At 66.9% G+C, this 20,444-nt stretch carries 20 protein-coding genes; 12 read left to right on the forward strand and 8 right to left on the reverse strand.

Translation table 11 applies throughout. The annotated features are described in order from the left end of the window. Positions 1-30 precede the first annotated feature (30 nt). The 4 genes from B9C43_RS34305 to B9C43_RS34320 are packed head-to-tail and all read right to left on the reverse strand — an operon-like array spanning position 31 to position 3,674. On the reverse strand, positions 31-357 hold the full coding sequence (locus B9C43_RS34305) for a non-heme iron oxygenase ferredoxin subunit (RefSeq protein WP_084430928.1): 327 nt from the start codon (positions 355-357) through the stop codon (positions 31-33). After that, a complete protein-coding gene (sufD, locus tag B9C43_RS34310; protein ID WP_084430929.1) occupies positions 354-1,514 on the reverse strand; it encodes a Fe-S cluster assembly protein SufD in 1,161 nt (386 codons plus the stop codon). The genes B9C43_RS34305 and sufD overlap by 4 nt, the downstream gene beginning before the upstream one ends. A gap of 1 nt (position 1,515) precedes the next feature. After that, positions 1,516-2,967, reverse strand: a complete 1,452-nt coding sequence (gene sufB, locus B9C43_RS34315) for a Fe-S cluster assembly protein SufB (RefSeq protein ID WP_084430930.1) — start codon at positions 2,965-2,967, stop codon at positions 1,516-1,518. After that, positions 2,964-3,674, reverse strand: a complete 711-nt coding sequence (locus B9C43_RS34320; protein WP_033385724.1) for a helix-turn-helix transcriptional regulator — start codon at positions 3,672-3,674, stop codon at positions 2,964-2,966. The genes sufB and B9C43_RS34320 overlap by 4 nt, the downstream gene beginning before the upstream one ends. Positions 3,675-3,860: 186 nt before the next feature. Here B9C43_RS34320 and B9C43_RS34325 point away from each other — a divergent pair, with 186 nt between their 5' ends. Next, the gene (locus tag B9C43_RS34325; protein WP_200825820.1) at positions 3,861-4,616 is read left to right on the forward strand and encodes a nucleoside phosphorylase; all 756 of its coding nucleotides are present in this window, start codon (positions 3,861-3,863) and stop codon (positions 4,614-4,616) included. Positions 4,617-4,784: 168 nt separating this feature from the next. On the opposite strand, the gene B9C43_RS34330 is transcribed toward B9C43_RS34325, so the two are convergent. Next, a complete protein-coding gene (locus B9C43_RS34330; RefSeq protein ID WP_084430931.1) occupies positions 4,785-5,900 on the reverse strand; it encodes a trans-sulfuration enzyme family protein in 1,116 nt (371 codons plus the stop codon). An 82-nt stretch (positions 5,901-5,982) separates the two neighbouring features. Between B9C43_RS34330 and B9C43_RS34335 the strand changes: the two genes are divergently transcribed. The 10 genes from B9C43_RS34335 (at position 5,983) to B9C43_RS34380 (ending at position 17,196) form a co-directional block, all read left to right on the forward strand. After that, on the forward strand, positions 5,983-6,441 hold the full coding sequence (locus B9C43_RS34335; RefSeq protein ID WP_160096883.1) for an Lrp/AsnC family transcriptional regulator: 459 nt from the start codon (positions 5,983-5,985) through the stop codon (positions 6,439-6,441). Positions 6,442-6,489: 48 nt separating this feature from the next. After that, on the forward strand, positions 6,490-8,121 hold the full coding sequence (gene mptB, locus B9C43_RS34340) for a polyprenol phosphomannose-dependent alpha 1,6 mannosyltransferase MptB (protein ID WP_084431191.1): 1,632 nt from the start codon (positions 6,490-6,492) through the stop codon (positions 8,119-8,121). Between the two features lie 11 nt (positions 8,122-8,132). Then, positions 8,133-9,068, forward strand: a complete 936-nt coding sequence (locus B9C43_RS34345) for an ABC transporter ATP-binding protein (RefSeq protein WP_084430933.1) — start codon at positions 8,133-8,135, stop codon at positions 9,066-9,068. Positions 9,069-9,154: 86 nt separating this feature from the next. After that, positions 9,155-9,868: an ABC transporter permease gene (locus B9C43_RS34350; RefSeq protein ID WP_084431192.1), complete on the forward strand. Its 714-nt coding sequence runs from the start codon at positions 9,155-9,157 to the stop codon at positions 9,866-9,868. A gap of 38 nt (positions 9,869-9,906) precedes the next feature. After that, positions 9,907-10,842, forward strand: a complete 936-nt coding sequence (locus B9C43_RS34355; protein ID WP_235039023.1) for a COX15/CtaA family protein — start codon at positions 9,907-9,909, stop codon at positions 10,840-10,842. Positions 10,843-10,882: 40 nt separating this feature from the next. Continuing rightward, positions 10,883-11,821 (forward strand): acyl-CoA desaturase, encoded by a 939-nt coding sequence (locus B9C43_RS34360; RefSeq protein ID WP_084430934.1) that lies wholly within the window; start codon positions 10,883-10,885, stop codon positions 11,819-11,821. A 148-nt stretch (positions 11,822-11,969) separates the two neighbouring features. Next, positions 11,970-12,323 (forward strand): hypothetical protein, encoded by a 354-nt coding sequence (locus tag B9C43_RS34365; protein WP_084430935.1) that lies wholly within the window; start codon positions 11,970-11,972, stop codon positions 12,321-12,323. Between the two features lie 195 nt (positions 12,324-12,518). Then, entirely contained in the window at positions 12,519-13,547 is a 1,029-nt protein-coding gene (locus B9C43_RS34370; RefSeq protein ID WP_160096885.1) for a tetratricopeptide repeat protein, read from the forward strand. After that, complete coding sequence (locus tag B9C43_RS34375) at positions 13,544-15,688, forward strand: ATP-binding cassette domain-containing protein (protein WP_084430937.1); 2,145 nt, start codon at positions 13,544-13,546, stop codon at positions 15,686-15,688. Before B9C43_RS34370 ends, B9C43_RS34375 begins: the two co-directional genes overlap by 4 nt. Continuing rightward, entirely contained in the window at positions 15,685-17,196 is a 1,512-nt protein-coding gene (locus B9C43_RS34380; protein ID WP_084430938.1) for an ATP-binding cassette domain-containing protein, read from the forward strand. The genes B9C43_RS34375 and B9C43_RS34380 overlap by 4 nt, the downstream gene beginning before the upstream one ends. On the opposite strand, the gene B9C43_RS34385 is transcribed toward B9C43_RS34380, so the two are convergent. Then, positions 17,163-17,942 carry an aminotransferase class IV gene (locus tag B9C43_RS34385; protein WP_160096887.1) on the reverse strand — a complete coding sequence of 260 codons (780 nt, stop codon included), beginning with the start codon at positions 17,940-17,942 and terminating at the stop codon, positions 17,163-17,165. The two genes, B9C43_RS34380 and B9C43_RS34385, sit on opposite strands and share 34 nt — an antisense overlap. An 88-nt stretch (positions 17,943-18,030) precedes the next feature. Here B9C43_RS34385 and B9C43_RS34390 point away from each other — a divergent pair, with 88 nt between their 5' ends. Then, on the forward strand, positions 18,031-18,993 hold the full coding sequence (locus B9C43_RS34390) for a quinone oxidoreductase family protein (RefSeq protein WP_084430940.1): 963 nt from the start codon (positions 18,031-18,033) through the stop codon (positions 18,991-18,993). Between the two features lie 63 nt (positions 18,994-19,056). Here B9C43_RS34390 and B9C43_RS34395 read toward each other — a convergent pair whose 3' ends face one another. After that, positions 19,057-19,710: an HD domain-containing protein gene (locus B9C43_RS34395; protein ID WP_084430941.1), complete on the reverse strand. Its 654-nt coding sequence runs from the start codon at positions 19,708-19,710 to the stop codon at positions 19,057-19,059. Positions 19,711-19,814: 104 nt separating this feature from the next. Further along, entirely contained in the window at positions 19,815-20,444 is a 630-nt protein-coding gene (locus B9C43_RS34400; RefSeq protein ID WP_033385760.1) for a hypothetical protein, read from the reverse strand.

The raw sequence follows: 20,444 nt of genomic DNA on the forward strand, positions 1-20,444 counted from the left end.
CTACTCGAATTCTCCGTTTAACCAGTCAGTTCAGGGCCGCGGTTGATTGACCGCGGTGGTGGGGTCGACGTAGACGTCGTCGCCGTCGACGCGAACCGCGTAGACGTCCACGGGTTCGCTGGCGGGCGGGGAGGACGGCTGCCCGGTGCGCAGGTCGAAACACGAACCGTGCAGCCAGCACTCGATTCCCTTGCGGGTGACCTCGCCCTCGGACAACGACAGCGAAGCGTGCGAGCACTCGTCTCGCAGGGCGTGCACCTCGTCGCCCTCGCGCACCAGCACGACGGCGACGTCACCGACCTCGACGGCAAGAGGCTTCTTGTCGTCCAAATCAGACAGTGCACAGGCCCGGATCATGCGCCGACCGCCTCGAGCTCGGCCTCGATCGCCGCTTCGAGCCGCTCACGCAGCTCGGGGACGTCGATCTTGACCAGGATCTCGTGGAAGAAGCCGCGGACCACCAGCCGGCGGGCCTGCTCCTCGGGGATGCCCCTGGCCTGCAGGTAGAACAGCTGCTCGTCGTCGAACCGGCCGGTGGCGCTGGCGTGGCCGGCGCCGGCGATCTCGCCGGTCTCGATCTCGAGGTTCGGCACCGAGTCGGCGCGCGCGCCGTCGGTGAGCACCAGGTTGCGGTTCAGCTCGAAGGTCTCGGTGCCCTCGGCGGCCGCGCGGATGAGCACGTCGCCGATCCACACCGTGTGCGCGCCCTCGCCCTGCAGCGCGCCCTTGTAGACCACATTGGACTTGCAGTTGGGCACCGCGTGGTCGACGAACGTCCGGTTCTCGAAGTGCTGACCGGCGTCGGCGAAGTACAGGCCCAGCATCTCGGCGTCGCCGCCGCGCTCGGCGTACGTCACGGTCGGCGAAAGCCGGACCAAGTCGCCGCCGAGGGTGATCGTGGTGTGCCGCAGGGTCGCGTCGCGGCCCAGCTTGTTGTGGTGCGAGGACACGTGCACCGCGTCGTCCGCCCAGTCCTGAACGGACACAACGGTGAGCCGGGCGCCGTCGCCGACGATGAACTCCACGTTGTCCGCGTACGTCCCGGAACCGCGGTGGTCGACGACCACGACGGCCTCGGCGAACTGCTCGGCACGCACCTGCAGGTGCCCGTAGGCGACCTTGCCCTCACCCGGGCCGTCCACCGTGATGGTGATTGTGGACGGACGAGCCTCCTTGGGCACCGTCACGACCGTGGCGTCCACAAAGGAGCACCAGGCCTGCGCGGCGATCCGGTCGTCCGGGGTGCCCGCGGTACCAAGGCGTTCGTCACCGCGCTGGACGGTCTCGACCTTCACCTCGGCGGGCGCGTCGACCGACACCGCCGCGGTGCCGTCGGCGACGGCTCCATTGTGGAGGTTGCGAAGACGCTTCATCGGCGTGAAGCGCCAGATCTCCTCCCGGCCGCCAGGAACCTCGAACGCGTCCACATCGAACGACGCGAACTGGGCAGCCCTGGAGGCGGCCGGGACTACCGCACCCGCACCGTGCGAGTGCTCCTTGACTAGCTCCGCCATGTCAGCCGACGGCCCCTTCCATCTGCAGCTCGATCAGGCGGTTCAGCTCGAGCGCGTACTCCATTGGCAACTCACGCGCGATGGGCTCGACGAACCCGCGAACCACCATCGCCATCGCCTCGTCCTCGGTCAGGCCGCGCGACATCAGGTAGAACAGCTGGTCCTCACTGACCTTCGACACGGTCGCCTCGTGTCCCATTTGGACATCGTCCTCACGGATGTCCACATAGGGGTACGTGTCCGACCGGGAGATCTGGTCGACCAGCAGCGCGTCACACTTCACAGTGGACTTCGAGTGGTGCGCCCGCTTGTTGACCTGGACCAGGCCGCGGTACGACGTGCGGCCACCGCCACGGGCCACCGACTTCGACACGATGGTCGAGGAGGTGTGCGGCGCCATGTGCACCATCTTGGCGCCGGCGTCCTGGTGCTGGCCCTCGCCCGCGAACGCGATCGAGAGGACCTCGCCCTTGGCGTGCTCACCCATCAGGAACACCGACGGGTACTTCATGGTGACCTTGGAGCCGATGTTGCCGTCGATCCACTCCATGGTCGCGCCCTCTTCGGCCTTGGCGCGCTTGGTGACCAGGTTGTAGACGTTGTTCGACCAGTTCTGGATGGTCGTGTAGCGGCAGCGGCCGCCCTTCTTGACGATGATCTCGACGACCGCGGAGTGCAGCGAGTCGGACGAGTAGATCGGCGCCGTGCAGCCCTCGACGTAGTGCACGTAGGCGTCTTCGTCGACGATGATCAGCGTCCGCTCGAACTGGCCCATGTTCTCGGTGTTGATCCGGAAGTAGGCCTGCAGCGGGATGTCGACGTGCACGCCCTTCGGCACGTAGATGAACGAGCCGCCGGACCAGACCGCGCCGTTGAGCGCGGAGAACTTGTTGTCACCGTGCGGGATGACCGAGCCGTAGTACTCCTTGAACAGCTCCGGGTGCTCCTTGAGCGCGGTGTCCGTGTCGAGGAAGATGACGCCCTTTTCCTCCAGGTCCTCGCGGATCTGGTGGTAGACGACCTCAGACTCGTACTGCGCCGCGACACCCGCGACGAGGCGCTGCTTCTCCGCCTCGGGGATGCCCAGCTTGTCGTACGTGTTCTTGATGTCCTCGGGCAGGTCCTCCCAGCTCTGGGCCTGCTTCTCGGTCGAGCGCACGAAGTACTTGATCGAGTCGAAGTTGATGCCCGACAAGTCCGCGCCCCAGTTCGGCATCGGCTTGCGGTCGAAGAGCTGCAGCCCCTTCAGGCGGCTCTCCAGCATCCACTCCGGCTCATTCTTCTTGGACGAGATGTCCCGAACGACGTCCTCGTTCAGGCCACGGCGAGCGCTGGACCCAGCCACATCGTTGTCAGCCCAGCCGTACTCGTAACGACCAAGGGTCGCCAGAGTCTCGTCCTGGGTCATCGGCACGTTTGTGGTGGGTGTGCGCTGCTCAGCAGCGGCAGTCATGCGGGATTCCCTCCATCCGGAGTCGGTGGGCCTAAGGAGGTGGAATAAGGCTCCACCGGTATGTGCGTGGTACACGCGGCGTCGCCACGTGCGATGGTCGCCAGCCGCTGCACGTGGGTGCCGAGCAGGTCGGCGAATGCCGCCGTCTCGACCTCGCACAGCTGGGGGAACTCCGCCGCGACATGCGCCACCGGGCAGTGGTGCTGGCACAGCTGTTCTCCCGCCCCGACCTTGCGAGTCGAGGCAGCGTAACCCTCTCTGCTCAGCGCGGCGGCGAGGGCCTCCGCTTTCTCCTGCGGGGTATCCGCCGAGGTCACAGCGGTCCGATGAGGATCGACGAGCGTCTTCACGCGCCGCTCCGCGAACGCCTTCACGGCCTCCTCCCCGCCGTTCTCGGCGAGGAACCGGATCGCCGCCACCGCCAGGTCGTCGTACGCGTGCCCGAACCGGGCCCGTCCTGCTTCGGTGAGCAGGAACAACTTGGCTGGACGGCCGCGCCCCCGTGCTTTGAGCTGCGGGGCGTCCCTCGTGCACGCCTGACCGTCGGCCAGCAGTGCGTCCAGATGCCGCCGCACCGCGGGACCGCTCAGCTCGAGCTGGTCCGCGATCGACACCGCGCTCACCGGGCCCTGTTCGAGCAGCAGCCGGGCGACAGCGAGCCTCGTGCTGCCGTCGGCCGCCTGCTGAGCAGGTCCGGTGTTTTTCACAACATTGATGTTACCTAATTGCCTCGACGGTGCTCAACGAGGGCGGGGCGTGACCCACGTCATGCTCAGCCGGCCCGGTTGACGGGACGCCCCCTGTTGCTGAAGCGGCAGCGACAGGTGGGCCGCCGCGCGTGGCAGATGAACCAACTGGCGACCGAGCGTTACAACTGGTGACACAGTCGGGATATGGACCTTCCACTGCTGCAGTACGACCCGACCGGTGTGGGGATGTACGCCCCGACGGCGCCGAAACTGTCGGAGCCATGGCCAGAACGTGCCGTGTTGTGTTTCTTCCACGAGCAGATCGCGGCACTGCACGAGCAGGGCGCGGCGCGCCTGGCCGGCCGGTTCTCAGTCGAGATGGGCGGGCACGGCATCTACATCACCGAGGACTCAGCAGGTGAGCCCGTCGCGGTGTTCCACCCGACGGTCGGTGCGCCCAGCGCGGTGCATCACCTGGAACGAGTCATCGCCGCCGGGGTACGCAGCATCGTTGTCTGCGGCGGTACGGGCGCGCTTGTTTCGCTTGCGATGGGTCACGTTGTCGTGCCGACTGGCTCGATCAGGGATGAGGGGACGTCTTTCCACTACGCCCCGGCGGGTTCGAGCATCGAGGCCGATCCGGAGGTGGTCACTGCCTTGACCGTGTTCTTGGAGGAGCAATCGGTTCCGCACGCCGTCGGGCTCACTTGGACGACGGACGCTCCGTTCCGGGAGACGCCCTCAAAGGTCGCCATGCGTCGAGATCAGGGGTGCTTGGTTGTCGAGATGGAGGCTTCGGCTTTGGTCGCCGCGGCACGGTTCCGTGGCGTGAAACTGGGGCTGATGTTGTACGCGGGCGACGATCTGAGTGGCCAGACGTGGGATCTGCGCAACTGGACGGCGAGCGACGCCCGCGCCAAGCTGTTGCCGCTGGCGATCGAGGCCAGCGGCCGGATCTAGGCCGCAGTCGAACACGGAGTCGCCCTAGGCACCCCGAGCACGACTAGGGCGGTCGAACCAGACATCAGGTTTCGTATCGGATAAGGGTTCGGAGGATCAGATATCCGGTTTCGGATCCGATGTGGGCCCGCCCTGTAAGTATCATCAGGTTTCCTATCTGATGTCTGTTCACCTGCTTGTCGTCGCCAATGCCTGCTCGACGTCGGCGATCAGCGCTTCGGCGTTCTCGATGCCGCACGAGAACCGCAGCATTCCGGCGTCGATCCGAGCCGCGGCCAGTTCCTCGGCGCTCAGCGAGAAGTGCGATGAGTTGAACGGCGTGCTGACCAACGTCTCCACTCCCCCGAGACTCGTCGCCTCGGAGGCGACCGTCAGACGACGCATGACAGCGAGCGCACGGTCGTTGCCGCCGCGCACGGTGAACGCGACCATCGCGCCGTTGCCTGGATAACGCACGGAAACGACCTCCGCGTTGCCCCGCAGGCGGTCAGCCAACGCACGTGCGGTCGCCTGCGCGCGTTCCATCCGGACGTCGAATGTCTGCAACCCGCGCCAGACCAGGAACGCGGCGTGCGCGTCGAGGCAACCGCCGAAAGTGATCACCCGCCGCTGGATCTCGGTCACCGTCTCGCGGTCGGCGACGACCGCCCCCGCGATCACGTCGGAATGTCCACTGAGGAACTTCGTCGCCGAGTGCACGACGATGTCAGCGCCCAGGCGCAACGGGTTGACCGTGTACGGCGTGGCGAAAGTGTTGTCCACGACCATTTTCGCCCCGGCCTGGTGCGCCAGCTCGGCCACCGCTGCCAGGTCGGTGAGCTCAAGCTGCGGGTTGGACAGCGTCTCGGCGTAAACGATCGTCGTGGGTGCGGCGGCGATCGCCGACCGCCACTCGGACAGGTCAGCCGCGTCGACCATGGTCACGTCGAACCCGAGCGCGGGCAGGTCCCTGACCAGCAGATCGCGGGTATCGCCGTAGACCTGGCGTGCGGACACGACCCGTCTGCCGCCCTGCAGAAGCGTCATCAGCGTCGTGGCGATCGCGGCCATGCCCGACGCGGTCATCAACGCCGCTTCAGCACCTTCCAGCTCCGCGATTTCCGCAGCCGCCGCGTCGACGGTGGGGTTGGCGAACCGGCTGTACCAGTGCTCGCTGAGGCCGCCGTTGCCCTGGATGTCCTTGTACGCGATGTCGTCGAGATAGAAGGTGGCCGACTGGTAGATGGGCGGCACGACCGGCCGGGTGCGCGCGACATAGCCTGCCGATTTCGCTGGACGATTCATGTCCCGACCATACGACTCAACGAGGCGCGGATGGCTTCGATTCACGTGGCGAAAAGGACCTTGCACCACAGATAATCCAGCGATGGACGGGATCGACAAAGTAATCCTCGGCGAGCTGGTCCGCGACGGCCGGGTCAGCTTCCGTGACCTGGCCGAGCGCGTCCGGCTCAGCCCGACCGCCACCGCCGAGCGGGTCCGCAAACTCCAGGAATCGGGCGTGATCAGCGGCTTCCGCGCCGAGGTCGACATGACCGCGCTCGGCCGTCCGCTCAAAGCCTTCATCGACGTACGCCTGCGCCCCGGGCCTGACCACGCCGAACTGGAGGCCGCACTATTGACTCTCCCCGCGGTGCTCAGCGGGGTGCACGTCACCGGCCGCTGGGACTACACGCTGACGGTCGCCTGCCGTGACGTCGCCGAACTGGACGAGTTGGTGATGGCGCTGCCCCGCAGTTACGGCGTCGTCGAGACGAACACCCGGCTGTTGTTGCGGGAACTGGCGGGTTCCGGCGCCGAGGCGGTCACCCGGTTGCTGGGTTGAGGGTTCTGACCCAACCCCTGCCAAGCTGCCGATACGCTTCCGGGCGTGGTGGTGAGCGAGCCTGCGCCGGTCGACGTGGCGGTTCCGGCTGTCGTGGCGAAGCCGCCACCGTTGGACGACAAGGACTGCCGTCAGCTCGACCTGATCCGCCGGTTCGGCACCATCGGTTCGCTGCTGCTGGTCTTCGGTTCGCTCGGCGCGGGCGCACTGCCGATCTTCAACCCGCTGCCGAGTGTGCCCGTTCTCGGCCTGTTCGCCCGGATCCCCGCCGTCTCGCTGGCCGCGGGCACGCTCGGGATGGGCATGATCATCTCGTCGTGGCTGCTGCTGGGGAAGTTCGCCAAGCCGGGGCGCTCGCGGCTGATCAGCCGGGCACAGCTCAACCGCACGCTGATGATGTGGGGCGTGCCGCTGGTCTTCGCCATGCCGCTGTTCTCCAAGGACGTCTACAGCTACCTGGCGCAGAGCTCGATCGTGTCGATGGGGCTCGACCCATACGAACTGGGCCCCGGCCAAGCGCTCGGCCAAGACCACCCGTTGACCCGGGGCGTGTCGAACATGTGGCGGGACACGCCGGCGCCGTACGGTCCGCTGTTTCTCTTCCTGGGGCATTTGCTCAACTCCGTGACCGGCAACCACGTGGTCACGGGCGTACTCACCCAACGCCTGCTGGCGATCGTGGGCATCGCGCTGTTCGCCTGGGCACTGCCGCGGTTGGCCCGGCGGTTCGGCGTACAGCCGGTCACGGCGCTGTGGTTCGGCGCGGCCAACCCGTTGGTGCTGTTCCACCTGGTCGGCGGCGTGCACAACGAGGCCCTGGCGATCGGCCTGATGATGGCGGGCATCGAGATCTCGCTGCGCTACTTGCCCAGGCCTGGTGATCCGCCGGTCACCTCGCTGCGCCGGGAATGGACATTCGTCCTGCTGGGCGTCGCGGTCATCACGCTCGGCGCGGCCGTCAAACTCCCCGCGCTCGTGGCCGCCGCGTTCGTCGGCGTGCAGGTCACGCGCAGATGGGGTGGAGGCGTTCCCCGCCTGTTCGCTGTCGGCGGGCTGTTCGTCGCCACAGCGGCCGTGACGATGACCGCCGCGTGCCTGGGCACTGGCCTCGGGTTCGGCTGGGTCGGCGCGCTGGACACGCCGAGCCTGGTCCGCAGCTGGATGTCGCCGATCTCCGAGCTGGGCAACCTCGGCGGCGTCCTGGGCATCACGCTGGGCCTGGGCAACCACACCACGGCCGTGCTGGAGATCTTCACGCTGCTCGGCTACGCCACCGCGGCGGTGATCACGGTCAAGATGATGTGGGACTGCCTGGGCGGCAGGCGAAGCGTGATGACCGGCCTCGGCGTCTCGCTGGCCGCGTTTCTTATCCTGCACCCGGCGATGCAGCCGTGGTACCTGCTGTTCCCGGCGATTCCGCTGGCCGCGTCGCTCGCCGGGACCAAGCGGTTCCGCAACCTCGCCACGATGGGCTGCACGATCGCCTCGGTGTTGCTGCCGACCACCGGTGGCACGTTCACCGGCCGCACGTACGTCATGGTCTTCGCCTACATCGCCGCGATCATCGTGTTGGCCGGGCTGCTTTTCTGGCTCAACCGCAAGGTGCCGTTGCTGCCGCGCAAGGTGACCCGGGTCGCTCCTGCCGAGGGGCCCACAGACAGCGCGTCAGCCAACCCCTAGGCTCTTCGGTTGTGAGCGCGTCCGAAACCCGTCCTGCCGTCGAGGTGTCGGGACTGGTCAAGCGCTACGGCTCGACCACCGCCGTCGACGGCCTTGAGCTCAGGCTCACGCACGGCAAAGTCCTCGCATTGCTCGGGCCCAACGGCGCGGGCAAGACCACGACGGTCGAGGTGTGCGAAGGATTCATGCGCCCGGACGCAGGCCGGGTCCGCGTCCTTGGCCTCGATCCGCACGCCGACAGCGAGAAACTGCGCCCGCGCATCGGCGTGATGCCGCAGGGCGGCGGTGCGTACCCCGGTGTGCGCGCGGGCGAGATGCTCAAGCTTGTGGCGTCGTGCGCGGCGAACCCGCTCGACCCCGACTGGCTGCTGGACGTCCTAGGTCTCACCAACGCCCTGCGCACCCCGTACAAGCGGTTGTCCGGCGGGCAGCAGCAGCGGCTGTCGCTGGCGTGCGCCCTGGTCGGCCGCCCTGAGTTGGTGTTCCTCGACGAGCCGACGTCCGGGATGGACCCGCAGGCCCGCCGCCTGGTCTGGGACCTGGTGACGGCGTTGCGCGCGGACGGCGTGACCGTGCTGCTGACCACGCACCTGATGGAAGAGGCCGAGACACTGGCCGACCACGTGGTGATCGTCGACCACGGCCGGGTCGTGGCCGAGGGCAGCCCGGCGCAGCTGACCACTGAGGACCCTGACTGCCAGCAGCTGCGCTTCAAAGCGCGGGCCGGTTTGGACACCTCGCTGCTGACCGCCGCGTTGCCGGAAGGGTGCCATGTGGCCGAGGCCGCGTTGGGTACATACATCGTGACCGGCCGCGTCGACCCGCAGGTAGTCTCCACTGTGACGGCGTGGTGTGCCCAACAAGGAGTGCTGGCCGAGGAATTGCACGTCGGCAGGCGCAGCCTCGAGGACGTGTTCCTCGAATTGACCGGACGGGAGTTGCGTTGACGGCCACAGCCGCGTCCAACGGAATCAACTCACGGTTCCCCGCTGGTACGTTCCGCCCCGCGCCCGGCGCCGGGAGCAAACCGCGCATGCTGCTCGCGCACGCGCGCACGGAGACCAAGCTGACGCTGCGCAACGGGGAGCAGATCCTGCTCACGTTGCTGATCCCGATCGCGCTGCTGGTCGGGCTCACCCTGATCGACATCATCTCGCTGCCGGAGCCACGCGTGGACTCCGTCGTGCCGCGGATCTTCGCGCTCGCCGTGATGTCCTCGGCGTTCACCGGGCAGGCGATCGCTCTCGGCTTCGATCGGCGTTACGGCGTGCTCAAACGGCTCGCCGCGACCGCGCTCCCCCGTTGGATGCTCGTCGGTGGCCGGGTGCTCGCCGGGATCACCGTCGTCGCAATCCAGCTGGTTGTCCTCGGCGTCATCGCGCTTGCGCTCGGCTGGTCGCCGTCCGTCGGCGGTGTGTTGTGGAGCGTCGCGCTGGCCGTGCTCGGCGCGTTGACCTTCGGCGCGCTGGGCGTGTTGCTCGGCGGAACGCTACGGGCTGAGCTCGTACTCGCGCTGGCGAACATCATCTGGTTCGTGCTGCTGCTCGCCGGCGGGATCATCGTGCGGGCCGAGTCGATGCCGCGCGGCGTCGCCGGGATCATCGAACTGCTGCCGTCCGGTGCGCTGACCGAGGGCATCGACCAGGCGGTGAACGGCGCCGGACCCGGCTGGCAGCCGATAGTCGTGCTGGTCGCGTGGGGTGTCGTCGCCGCTGTGGTGGCCGGGCGCACAACTCGCCTGACCTGAAGTCGATCACTCGGCACGCTACGCATACCATCGGCGGTGTGCTGAAGCAGCGGATCGTCCAGTGGCAGTACGGCTTCGCCATCGCCGCGGTGATCGCCAACGTCTCCATCGCGATCACCGGCTCGATCGTCCGGGTCACCGGCTCCGGCCTCGGCTGCACGGAGTGGCCCAACTGCCTGCCCGGCAGCATGGTCCCGGTCGAGCACCCCGAGCTGGCGATGTTCCACCAGTGGATCGAGTTCGGCAACCGGATGCTGTCCGGCGTCGTCGGCATCATCGGCGGCTTCTGCTTCCTGGCCGCCTGGCTGTCGCGGCCGCATCGCCGCCGTGTGCTCTGGCTGTCCGCTGCGATGCTCGGCGGTGTCGTCGTGCAGGCGATCCTCGGCGGGATCACGGTACGGACCGGTCTGCTGTGGTGGACCGTGGCGATCCACATGGTCGTTTCGCCGGTGCTGGCGTGGTTCGCCGTGATGCTCGTACGGTCCCTGCGGGAAAGCGACGCACCACCACGGCCACGTACACACCCATGGGTTCCGCGCCTGCTCGTTGCTCAGACGGTCGTCCTCTTCGGGCTGCTCATCGCGGGCACCATGGTCACCGGCGCTGGCCCGCACGCTGGCGACAAGGACGTTGCACGGTTGGGGCTGCCTGTTTCGACGCTCGCCCACGTGCACGCCGCCTTCATGTACACGTTCCTGGCGTTGCTGCTGGCCGTCGGCTACCTGCTCTGGCGCGGACCTGCGCCGCGGGACGTCTGGACGCGGTATTTCGTTGTGCTCGGCGTGGTGCTCGCGCAGGGGACGCTCGGGTTCGTGCAGTACTTCATCGGCGTGCCGGGCGTGCTCGTCGTCCTGCATGTCTTCGGCGCGATGCTGGTGACGGTCGCGACGGCGGCGTTGTGGGCGTGGAGCCGTGAACGACCGGCCACTGTGGAAGCCACTGAGCATGAGCAATTCGCCACGGCTTCGCTCTGACACTATCTTCGTGTCACTCCCAGCACCTAATGTCTGATTTGTGACGACGACCGTATCGGGACAGGCGCCCTTGCTCGGCGAGCGCCGCACAGTCGCCCAGCAGTTCGTGCTGAAGATTTTCCTGTTGGTGCCGTTCGCGGCGCTGATCGCCGCCGTGCCCTTGGTGTGGGGCTGGGGCATGAGCGTCCTCGACCTCGTGCTCGCCGCCGTGATGTACGTGATCGCCACACTTGGCGTGACCGTCGGTTACCACCGGTACTTCACCCACGGCGCCTTCAAGGCCAACCGCGCGGTCAGAATCGCGCTCGGCATCGCGGGCAGCTTCGCGGTGCAGGGCTCGGTCATCTTCTGGGTCGCCAGTCACCGCAGACACCACGCGTACGCCGACCGCGAGGGCGACCCGCACTCGCCGTGGCTGTTCGGCACGTCCCCCGGCGCGTTGCTGAAAGGTTTCTGGCACGCGCACATGGGCTGGATGTTCTCCCGTGACGTCACCAACTACCAGCGGTTCGCGCCGGACCTGTTGCGCGACAAGGACATTCAGATCGTCCACAAGCTGTTCGGCGTGTGGACGGCCGGCAGCCTGGCGCTGCCCGCGCTGCTCGGCGGCCTGATCAGCTGGTCGTGGTGGGGCGCGCTGACCGCGTTCTTCTGGGCCGGGCTGGTGCGGGTCGCGTTCCTGCACCACGTGACCTGGTCGGTCAATTCGATCTGCCACATGGTCGGGTCACGGCCGTTCGCCAGCCGGGACCGTGCGGCGAACTTCTGGCCGCTGGCGATCCTGTCGATGGGCGAGTCGTGGCACAACTCGCACCACGCCGACCCGACGTGCGCGCGGCACGGCGTGCTGCGTGGCCAGATCGACATCGCGGCCCGCACGATCTGGATCTTCGAGAAGCTCGGCTGGGCTTGGGACGTGCGGTGGCCGACCGCCGAGCGCCTGGCCCGCAAGCGCGTCGGCTCCGAGACGGCTGGGTGACCTCGGTGTCCTAAGTGGCCGGGACGAGTTCCCCGGCCACTTGGTCGATCTGTCCCAGATGGCCGGGAGGCTTTCCTGACCTGGCCCGTTTGGTGAAACATTTGTGCGTGTCCCGACGTCTTTTCATGCAGACGGAGGGAGCGGTGACATGCAGGCGAACGAGAGCGAGATGGTCGTGCGGACCGACATCAAGGCTGGCATCGGCGAGCACAATCACGCGGACGAAGTGGTCGTCCGAACCGAAGTCAGAGCTGGCGCACGCGACGAGAAGTCCAACCACAACGACGAACTTGTCGTCCGGACCGACATTAAAGCGGGATATGAACCCGATAACCACTCGGAAGAGCTCGTTGTTCGCACAGACATCAGGGTGGGCGCCCGCGACGAGAAAACGAACCACTCTGAGGAATTGGTGATCCGGACCGACATCCGGGCGGGGAGCCCCAAGGACCCCACCAACCACTCCGAGGGTTTCGTCCTCCGGCGTTCGTCGTTGATCTGATCTGGGTCCGAAGTAGTCGGGACGGATCCTCGAATGCGTGTTTTTCGCGATAGCGTGCGTCGTCCGGTGAAGATCCTTTCGGCGATGGGAGACGCAGATGAGCAACGACGTCAACACCGAAGAGCTGGTCGTGCGCACCGACGTGACCGCTGGTGGCGCCGCCGACAACCAGCACTCCGAGGGCCTCGTCGTGCGGTGACCACCGACGATGGGGTGGCCGTCCTCGCGCAGGCGAGGGCGGCCCTCGACTCTGGGGACCTGTCCAGCGCCAGAACCTTGGGCGAGCGCGCGACCGAACTGCTGGCTGCCGAGTGCGGCGCCGAGCACCCGGACACCGCGAACGCCCAGTTGTTGATCGCCTCGGTGCACGAACAGTCCGGTAACTTCACCGAAGCCCGGCGAGCCGCGACCGCCGCCTTGTCCACTTTAGACAGATACGCCACCAACCCACTGCGCGCCGTAGCGGTCCTGCGGGTCCGCGCGGAGATCGCGGTGGCCAATCTCGACCGGATCAGCGGTGATCTGCATGCCGCGCATGCCCGAATGACAAGGACACTGGAAAGCCTGGAACCGGGCGATCCTCTTTCCGCCGGTGTGCACAACGTGCTCGGCATTGTCGGCAAGTTCACCGGCCAGTTCGACGAGGCCGAAGCGCATTACCACCGCGCGCTCGAGCTGCACGAGCCCAACTCGCTGGGTATGGCGGCGATTCTGCACAATCTCGGCGGGCTTGAGCACGAACGCGGCAGGCCGGAGGCCGGGATCCGGTGGGCGGAACGAGGGCTGGAAATCCGCCGGAACGTCCGGCCGCCCGATCATCCGGACATCGCCGCGGATTTGGGCGCGCTTGGATCGCTGTATCTGAGCGCCGGACGGCTCGATGATGCCGAAAGTGCCTTCCGCCAAGCGATCGAGATCTTCACCGCGGAGTACGAAATCGCGGTCGCGCGAGGAAATCTGGCACATCTGCAAGCTCGGCAAGGCCGGATCGACCAGGCCGAGGAGAACTACCGCGCCGCGTTGGCAGGCAAGCAGAAAGCGCTCGGCGACGATCATCCGGACGTCGCGGTCACGTTCCACAACCTCGGCGTCCTGCTGTTCGACTCGGGACGGCAAGCCGAAGGACATGAGCTGGTCAACCGAGCGCACGACCTGCTCATCGCCCGGTTCCCGGCTGACCATCCGCGAGTCGTGGCCGTCGCACGAACCCTGGCCACGCTGTGACCAAGAGGTTCCTCGTCCCGGAGGTCGTTCAGACGTCCGGAATGGACTGTGGACCCGCCGCACTGAGCTGTCTGCTACGCGGGTTCGGGATCATGGCAAGTTACGGGCGGCTGCGGGAAGCGTGCCAGACCGACGTGGACGGTACGTCGATCAACACCCTTGAGGACACGGCTCGTCTGCTGGGCTTGGACGTGGTGCAGTTGATGGTGCCGCCGGAGCGCGTGGTGCGGCATCTGCCGGCGATCGTGGTGGTGCGACTCCCGAGCGGCATGCTGCATTTCGTTGTGGTCTGGCGGCAGCACGGGCGGTTCTTGCAGATCATGGACCCGGCAGTCGGCCGTCGTTGGGTGCGGGCGGACCGCTTCCTCGACGAGATCTACGTGCACACGCATCGGCTGCCGGACGGCGCGACGGTCCAAGGCGCCGTGCTGGTCCGGGTGAACGGTCTCGGGACGGTCGACTGGGACCGATTGCCCGCTGACTTGCGCGCGGCGTTGACCGAGCCGCCTCCGCGGCCCCTGATCAAGATGATACGGCCGGTGCCGTGGGGAGTCCTTGCCCTGGCGGCCGTGTTGGCGGCCATCGGTGTCACGGTTGAAGCTTTGCTGTTCCGGGAAGTGATCAACGGCCGGTTCGGCCCGCTGCTCGGCCTCGTGGCCGGATTGTTTGTCCTGGAAACGCTTGTGGCGTTGGGCGCGGCGAAACTCGGGCGCGGGCTTGATCTTGGCCTCAGACGGATGCTGCTGGGCAGGCTGCCCTTGTTGCCGGACCGATACTTGCACAGCAGGCCGACCTCCGATCTCGCCGAACGCGCGCATCGGCTTCATCAACTGCGAGAGCTACCTGCACTCGGCACCGAGGTCGTGCGCACGCTCACTGAGATCGTCTCCGTCGTGGTGGCGATCGCGTTGATCGACTTCGGGTCCGCGTTGCCTGCCGTGATTGCGGCGGTGACCGCGGTCGGGGCTTCGCTGGCCGTCCATCCGGTGATCGCCGAGCGGGATTTGCGGCAACGCAGTCATTCCGGCGCGCTGGCGAGATTCTTCCTCGACGGAATGCTTGGTTTGACCACACTTCGCGCGCACACAGCCGAAGAGGTCGTGACCGCCGAACACGACAGGAGATTGCGGCACTGGGCGGCCAGCGGCCGTGCACTCGCCCGCGCGGTGGTCTCCGCCGAGGCACTGCAACGAATCTGTGGCGTGGGAGCGGCGGCTTGGCTTGTGTGGCAAGCGCGAGACCACGAACCCGCGACGTTCCTGCTGCTGGCCTTCTGGGCCGTTTCCTTGCCGACGCTCGCAGCGCGGCTGGGGCGGTTGACCAGGCAATGGCCCTGGCACCGGAACGTCACGCACAGACTGGTCGAACCACTCGCGGCGCCGCTGGAAAACCAGCCAGCCGAATCACAGCCACATGACCGCGGCGTATCGCTCACACTGCGGCAAGTCAGCGTGCTAGCCGGCGGGCACACCGTGTTGGACGGGCTGGATTTGACGGTTACAGCGGGCGAACGCATCGCGATCGTGGGCGCATCGGGATCGGGCAAGTCGACGCTCATCGGTCTGCTGCTTGGCTGGCAAGTGCCCGCCGGTGGCACCGTGCTCGTCGACGACGCACCACTTGACCCTGCCCTCTTGAGACAGTCGACGGCGTGGGTGGATCCGTCTGTGTGGCTGTGGAACACCTCGCTTGTCGACAACCTGCGATACGGCAATACCGTTTCCGACGTCACCCAGGCGATGGTCGAGGCCGAACTGGCCGCGATCCGGGCTGACCAGTTGGGAGACGCGGGCGGACTGGTCTCCGGCGGCGAAGGACAACGCGTCCGGCTTGGTCGCGCTCTGCTGCGCTCGAACGTACGGCTGGTGCTGCTTGACGAGCCGTTCCGTGGTCTCGATCCGGCGCAACGCGACCGCATGCTCAGCCGCTTGGATGCCTGGTGGCCGGACGCGACCGTGCTGATGGTGACCCACGATGCCCGGGAAGCACTGACGTTCTCCCGGATGCTGGTGCTGGAGCGCGGCCGGATTGTGGAGGACGGCTCCCCCGCCTCATCCACACGGTTGCGACGGTTGGTCGAAGAGCAGACCGACTCGCGGGCGATGCTGGACGGCTGGCGCAAAATCGAGGTGGGCAGATGACCGCCACCGCTTGGCGGCTGCTCGCTGCCTTCCTTGCAGCCCACACCGGCGCGTACGTCCTCTTTGTACTCTCTTGGATTGTTCTCGGGCGGGCCGCTTTGTCCGGCGGAGTCGACGGCGGTGATTTCGCCGTATGGGCCGCGTTGCTCGCTGGGTCCGTGCCTTGTCACTTGGCCGCCACCTGGCTGCAGTCGACCATTTCGTTGCGGCTCGGTGGTTTGCTTCGTCAGCGGCTGGTCCGGGGAACGCTCGGCCTGGATCGGGACGAGTTGCGCGGCCAGGGCGTCGGCCGGTTGCTCGGGCGCGTGCTGGAAGTCGAAGCCGTGGAAAGCCTGGCGGTCGGCGGCGGGCTGCTTGGCCTCGTCGCGTGCGTCGAGCTGGTGATCGCGGGTGTGGCGCTCGGCACGGCCTCGGTGCCCACCACGGTGTTCTTTGCCGTCTGGGTGGCCGTCACACTCGTTGTGGCACAACGGTATCTGCGGGCTCGGCAAGCCTGGACGACGTCCCGGCTGGAACTGACCGACGACATCGTGGCCAAGATGCTGGGCCACCGCACCCGGCTGGCTCAGCAGGCCCCGTCGGAGTGGCACATCGGCGAAGAAAGTTCGCTGAACCGGTACGAGAACCGCAGCAAGCAACTGGACCGTTGGCTGGTCGTCTTGTCGGCCGTGTGCACGCGCGGCTGGGTCGCCGTCGGTGTGGCCGGATTGTGGATCTCCACAACCGATCTGGCCGTCGGGATCGGCGGGGTCGTGCTCGCCGCAGGCGCGTTGCGGAGTCTGACCGCCGGGTTGGGAGACATCGCGGACGCGTCCACCGCGTGGTCGAATTTGAGGCCGTTGATGAACACCAACCCCGATTCGCCGTCAACGGACGGCCCAATCGCTGGTGTTTCCCTGCTGCAAGCCGAGTCAGTGGCCTACCGTCCGGTCCTCAGTGGAGTGAGCCTACGGATCACGCCCGGCGAACGGCTCCTGATGGAAGGTGACTCCGGCAGCGGCAAGTCGACTCTCGCATCACTGCTGGCCGGATTGCGCAAGCCACACCAGGGAACCATCCTGCTGCACGGCCGTTCACTGCACGACATCGGAGAGCACCAGTGGCGGCAACGAGTTGTGCTGGCTCCGCAGTTCCACGAGAACCACCTGATGCTCGGCTCCCTAGCGTTCAACCTGTTGCTCGGCCGTGGCTGGCCCGCGACACCCGAGGACCTCGACGACGCACAAGCCCTCTGCGAACAGCTCGGCCTCGGGCCGCTGCTGAGCCGGATGCCGTCCGGGCTGCACCAGATCGTCGGCGAGACCGGCTGGCAGCTCTCCCACGGCGAACGCAGCCTGGTGTTCCTGGCCAGAGCCCTGCTGCAAAACCCGGACGTGCTGATCCTGGACGAGACGCTCGGCGCGCTCGACCCCGGCACACAGCGTCAGGTGCTGACCGTGCTCGACAAGATCGAGCCCGCCCTGGTGCTGGTGCATCACGGCAGCAGCGGCTCCAGCGGTACGGCCTGACGCGCTTGTTCCAGGAGATCTGCCAGCTCAGGATCCGGCTCGTACGTGACGTCGTCGATCGCGCCGATCAACGTCGGTCCGGCGATCGCGTTGCTCCGGAACGCACTCCGAAAAGATCCTATATCCGATAGGAAAATGGCCCGTCGTTCATCGGCCACGCCCACAGTGCGCAATCCGGCGCGCAGGAGCGTCATCTCGATGCCGGGCAACGCGGGCGCGTCCGGCCAGATGACCTTTGAACCGTCGTAGAAGCCGACGTTCCAGACCGACCCTTCGGAGATCCGGCCGTCCGCCTCGACGAACAGCACATCGTCGTAACCAGCCTGCTGGGCCTGCCGTATCTCATGGAAGAGGCTGAACGTGCCGACGTGTTTGACCTCCGGCAGGTAGCGGCTGAAGACGCTGCTCCGCACGCGAGGCGGTGTTGACGGGCGGTGATGCATCGGCCGGACCGTGATCACGATGTCCGGCGGTTCGAGGCTGACGAGATTGCGCGAAGACGCGTTGCGCGCGAACGCGGTGACTCGCACGTTCACGGGCAACTCGTGCCCCTGGATGGCTTGATGGACACGTTTGCGGACCATGTCGCCGTCAAGTCCGTGTCCGAAGACGATGCGGGCGTCCCGGTCGAGGCGTTCGAGGTGCAGCGTCAGCCCGCGCACGCCCTCGGGGTACACCGCGATCGCGGTGAAATGGCCGTAGTTGACCGATGCGACCGTTTCCAGATCATCCCTGCTGTCATCCACATGCCGATCATTTATCGGCGCCCGGCAGGCGGAACAACCAGGGGCCATGATGAGGTTGGTCTGACTAAACAACCTGAGGAGGAGCGGCGTGCCTAAGGCAGTGCGGGTACGGCAGACCGGTGGACCGGAGGCCCTTGAGCTGGTGGACGTCGAGGTCCCGGCGCCCGGTGACGGTGAGGTGGCCGTCGACGTCCAGGCGGCGGGCGTCAACTACATCGACACGTATCACCGCTCCGGCATGTATCCGCTGGAGACGCCGTTCGGGCTCGGCCTCGAAGGCGGGGGTGTCGTGACGGCGGTCGGCCCCGGAGTCACCGACCACAAAGTCGGCGACCGCGTGTCCTGGTACACCGTGCAGGGCAGCTACGCCGAGAAGCTCATACTTCCTACATCAGATGCGATATCTGTTCCTGATGGCGTCGATACGGACACCGCGGCGGCGCTGCTGCTTCAGGGTGTGACTGCGCATTACTTGGTCGCGTCGACCTACGAGGTCAAGGAAGGCGACCCGATCCTGGTGCACGCTGCGGCCGGTGGCGTCGGCCTCCTGCTTGTCCAGCTGGCGAAGGCGCGCGGCGCCCGGGTGCTGGCGACAGTGTCCACGCCGGAGAAGGAGCAGCTCGCCCGCGAAGCCGGCGCCGACGAGGTGGTCGGTTACGAGGACTTCGAGAAGCACGCCCGTGAGTTCACCAACGGCGAGGGAATGGCCGCGGTTTACGACGGCGTCGGCAAGACGACGTTCGACGGCAGCCTCAAGAGCGTCCGGCGCCGCGGTTTCCTGGTGCTGTTCGGCGCGTCCAGCGGCGCCGTCCCCCCGGTCGACCCACAGCGGCTCAACGCGCAGGGGTCCATCTACCTGACCCGCCCGACCAGCAAGGACTACTCAAGCCCCGAGGAAGTCCGTTGGCGGACCGCCGAACTGTTCAACGAAGTGAAGGCGGGCAAGCTGTCGGTCCGCATCGGAGGCCGCTACCCGCTCGGCGATGCCCGTAAGGCGCACGAAGACCTGCAGGCTCGCAAGACGACCGGCAAACTCCTGCTCATCCCGTGACCGCACAACGTTCTGCGGAATGACTAACCGCCGTGGGTCGCCGTCGGCGGCTCACGGCATACGTCACTGCACGGCGTCGAGGAGCTCGCCGACCGACGGGTCGTCCAGCGCTTCGACAACGCACTGCCACAACTCCAGGTTCGCGGTCGCCCAGTGCGAGTACATCGACCGGGCTTCCGCGCTGTAGAAGTAGAAGCCTTCGTCGTGCTTGCCGCGCTGTTCGCCGACGATCTTGTTCGCCAGCTGGCTCAACGTGATGCCGTTCTCGCTGAGGTACCGGTGCGCGAGCATCACCGGCGTCACCGGCAACGCCTTGAACAACGTGTCGGCGTCACTCAGCGCCTGCGCCTCCAACGAGATGTCGCGGTGCCGGGTGCGCATCTCCGCCTCGACGACGATGCGGTCGATCCACTCCGCGACAGGTTCGTCGACGCCGGACTTGGCCAGGATCCGCATCCGCACGTCACGGCCCTCGGCCGCGTCGGAATTGCGCCGGACGATGTAGTTCAGGTCGTGCACGAGGGCGGCGGTCTCGACAACCGCCGGATCGGACCCATTGGCCCGCGCGAACGCACCCGCCTTGGTCCTGACGAAGTGCACGTGGTGCCAGCCGTGGAACGGCAGGTTCGCCGCGAACCGCTGACACAGCCGCCTCACCCGGCGTTCTACCTGCTCAACCGCCAGATCGCTGACCGAACCCAGCTTCTGACCAAGCATCGGTCCCTCCTCCTCCGAGCCCCCGCGCAAGTGAAGGCATCGTAGGTGGTGAGACGCGATATGAGAGTAGTCATGATGACACTGAGACGGGTTTTGGCACCTTTCTACAAACGGTCGGCGAGATTGCCAAGGCGTTCCTCGACCGGCACATGCCTGCGGCTGACGTTGGTCGCCGGGTCGAACGACAGGCTCCAGCCGCGTACCGGCCGTGACTTCACCAGGAAGGTCATCGTGCCGTCGGCGGCCTTCGGGATGCGGTGGAACTGGTCGGACAGCATGGTGCCCGCCTCGCCGGCCTCGCACACTCCACTGTGCACCATCGTGGCCGACTTGATCACCAGGCCGTTGGCGTCCAGCTCGGCGTCAAACCGTTCGTGCACATAGCATCCACGCAGGATCGTGGTGCAGAAGTGGTACCGGTGGTTGTGCACCGAGTCGGCGTACCCGATCCGCCAGTCCCGCTGCGGCTTGTACTCGTGCAGCCAGAACGAGAACTTGTCGCCCGGTTGGTTGAGCAGGCACCACGCGAAGTGCGTGGTGGTCTCCCGTGACCGCGAGATGACCGCCGCGGCGACCTCCCCGGACAGGGTCTGCAGGTGGTGACGTAGTTCGTCGCGTAACCCAGGCCGGTTCGCCCACTGGGTGAACCGGCCACTCACAGCCGTCCAGTCGGTGACGTCGGCGGCTCGCAGCTCGCCGGCCAGTTCGGCCAGCGCAGACAGCTCCGTTCGCAT

Origin of the sequence: Kibdelosporangium aridum (assembly GCF_900176515.1) — a bacterium.
Taxonomy (GTDB): Bacteria; Actinomycetota; Actinomycetes; order Mycobacteriales; family Pseudonocardiaceae; genus Kibdelosporangium; species Kibdelosporangium aridum.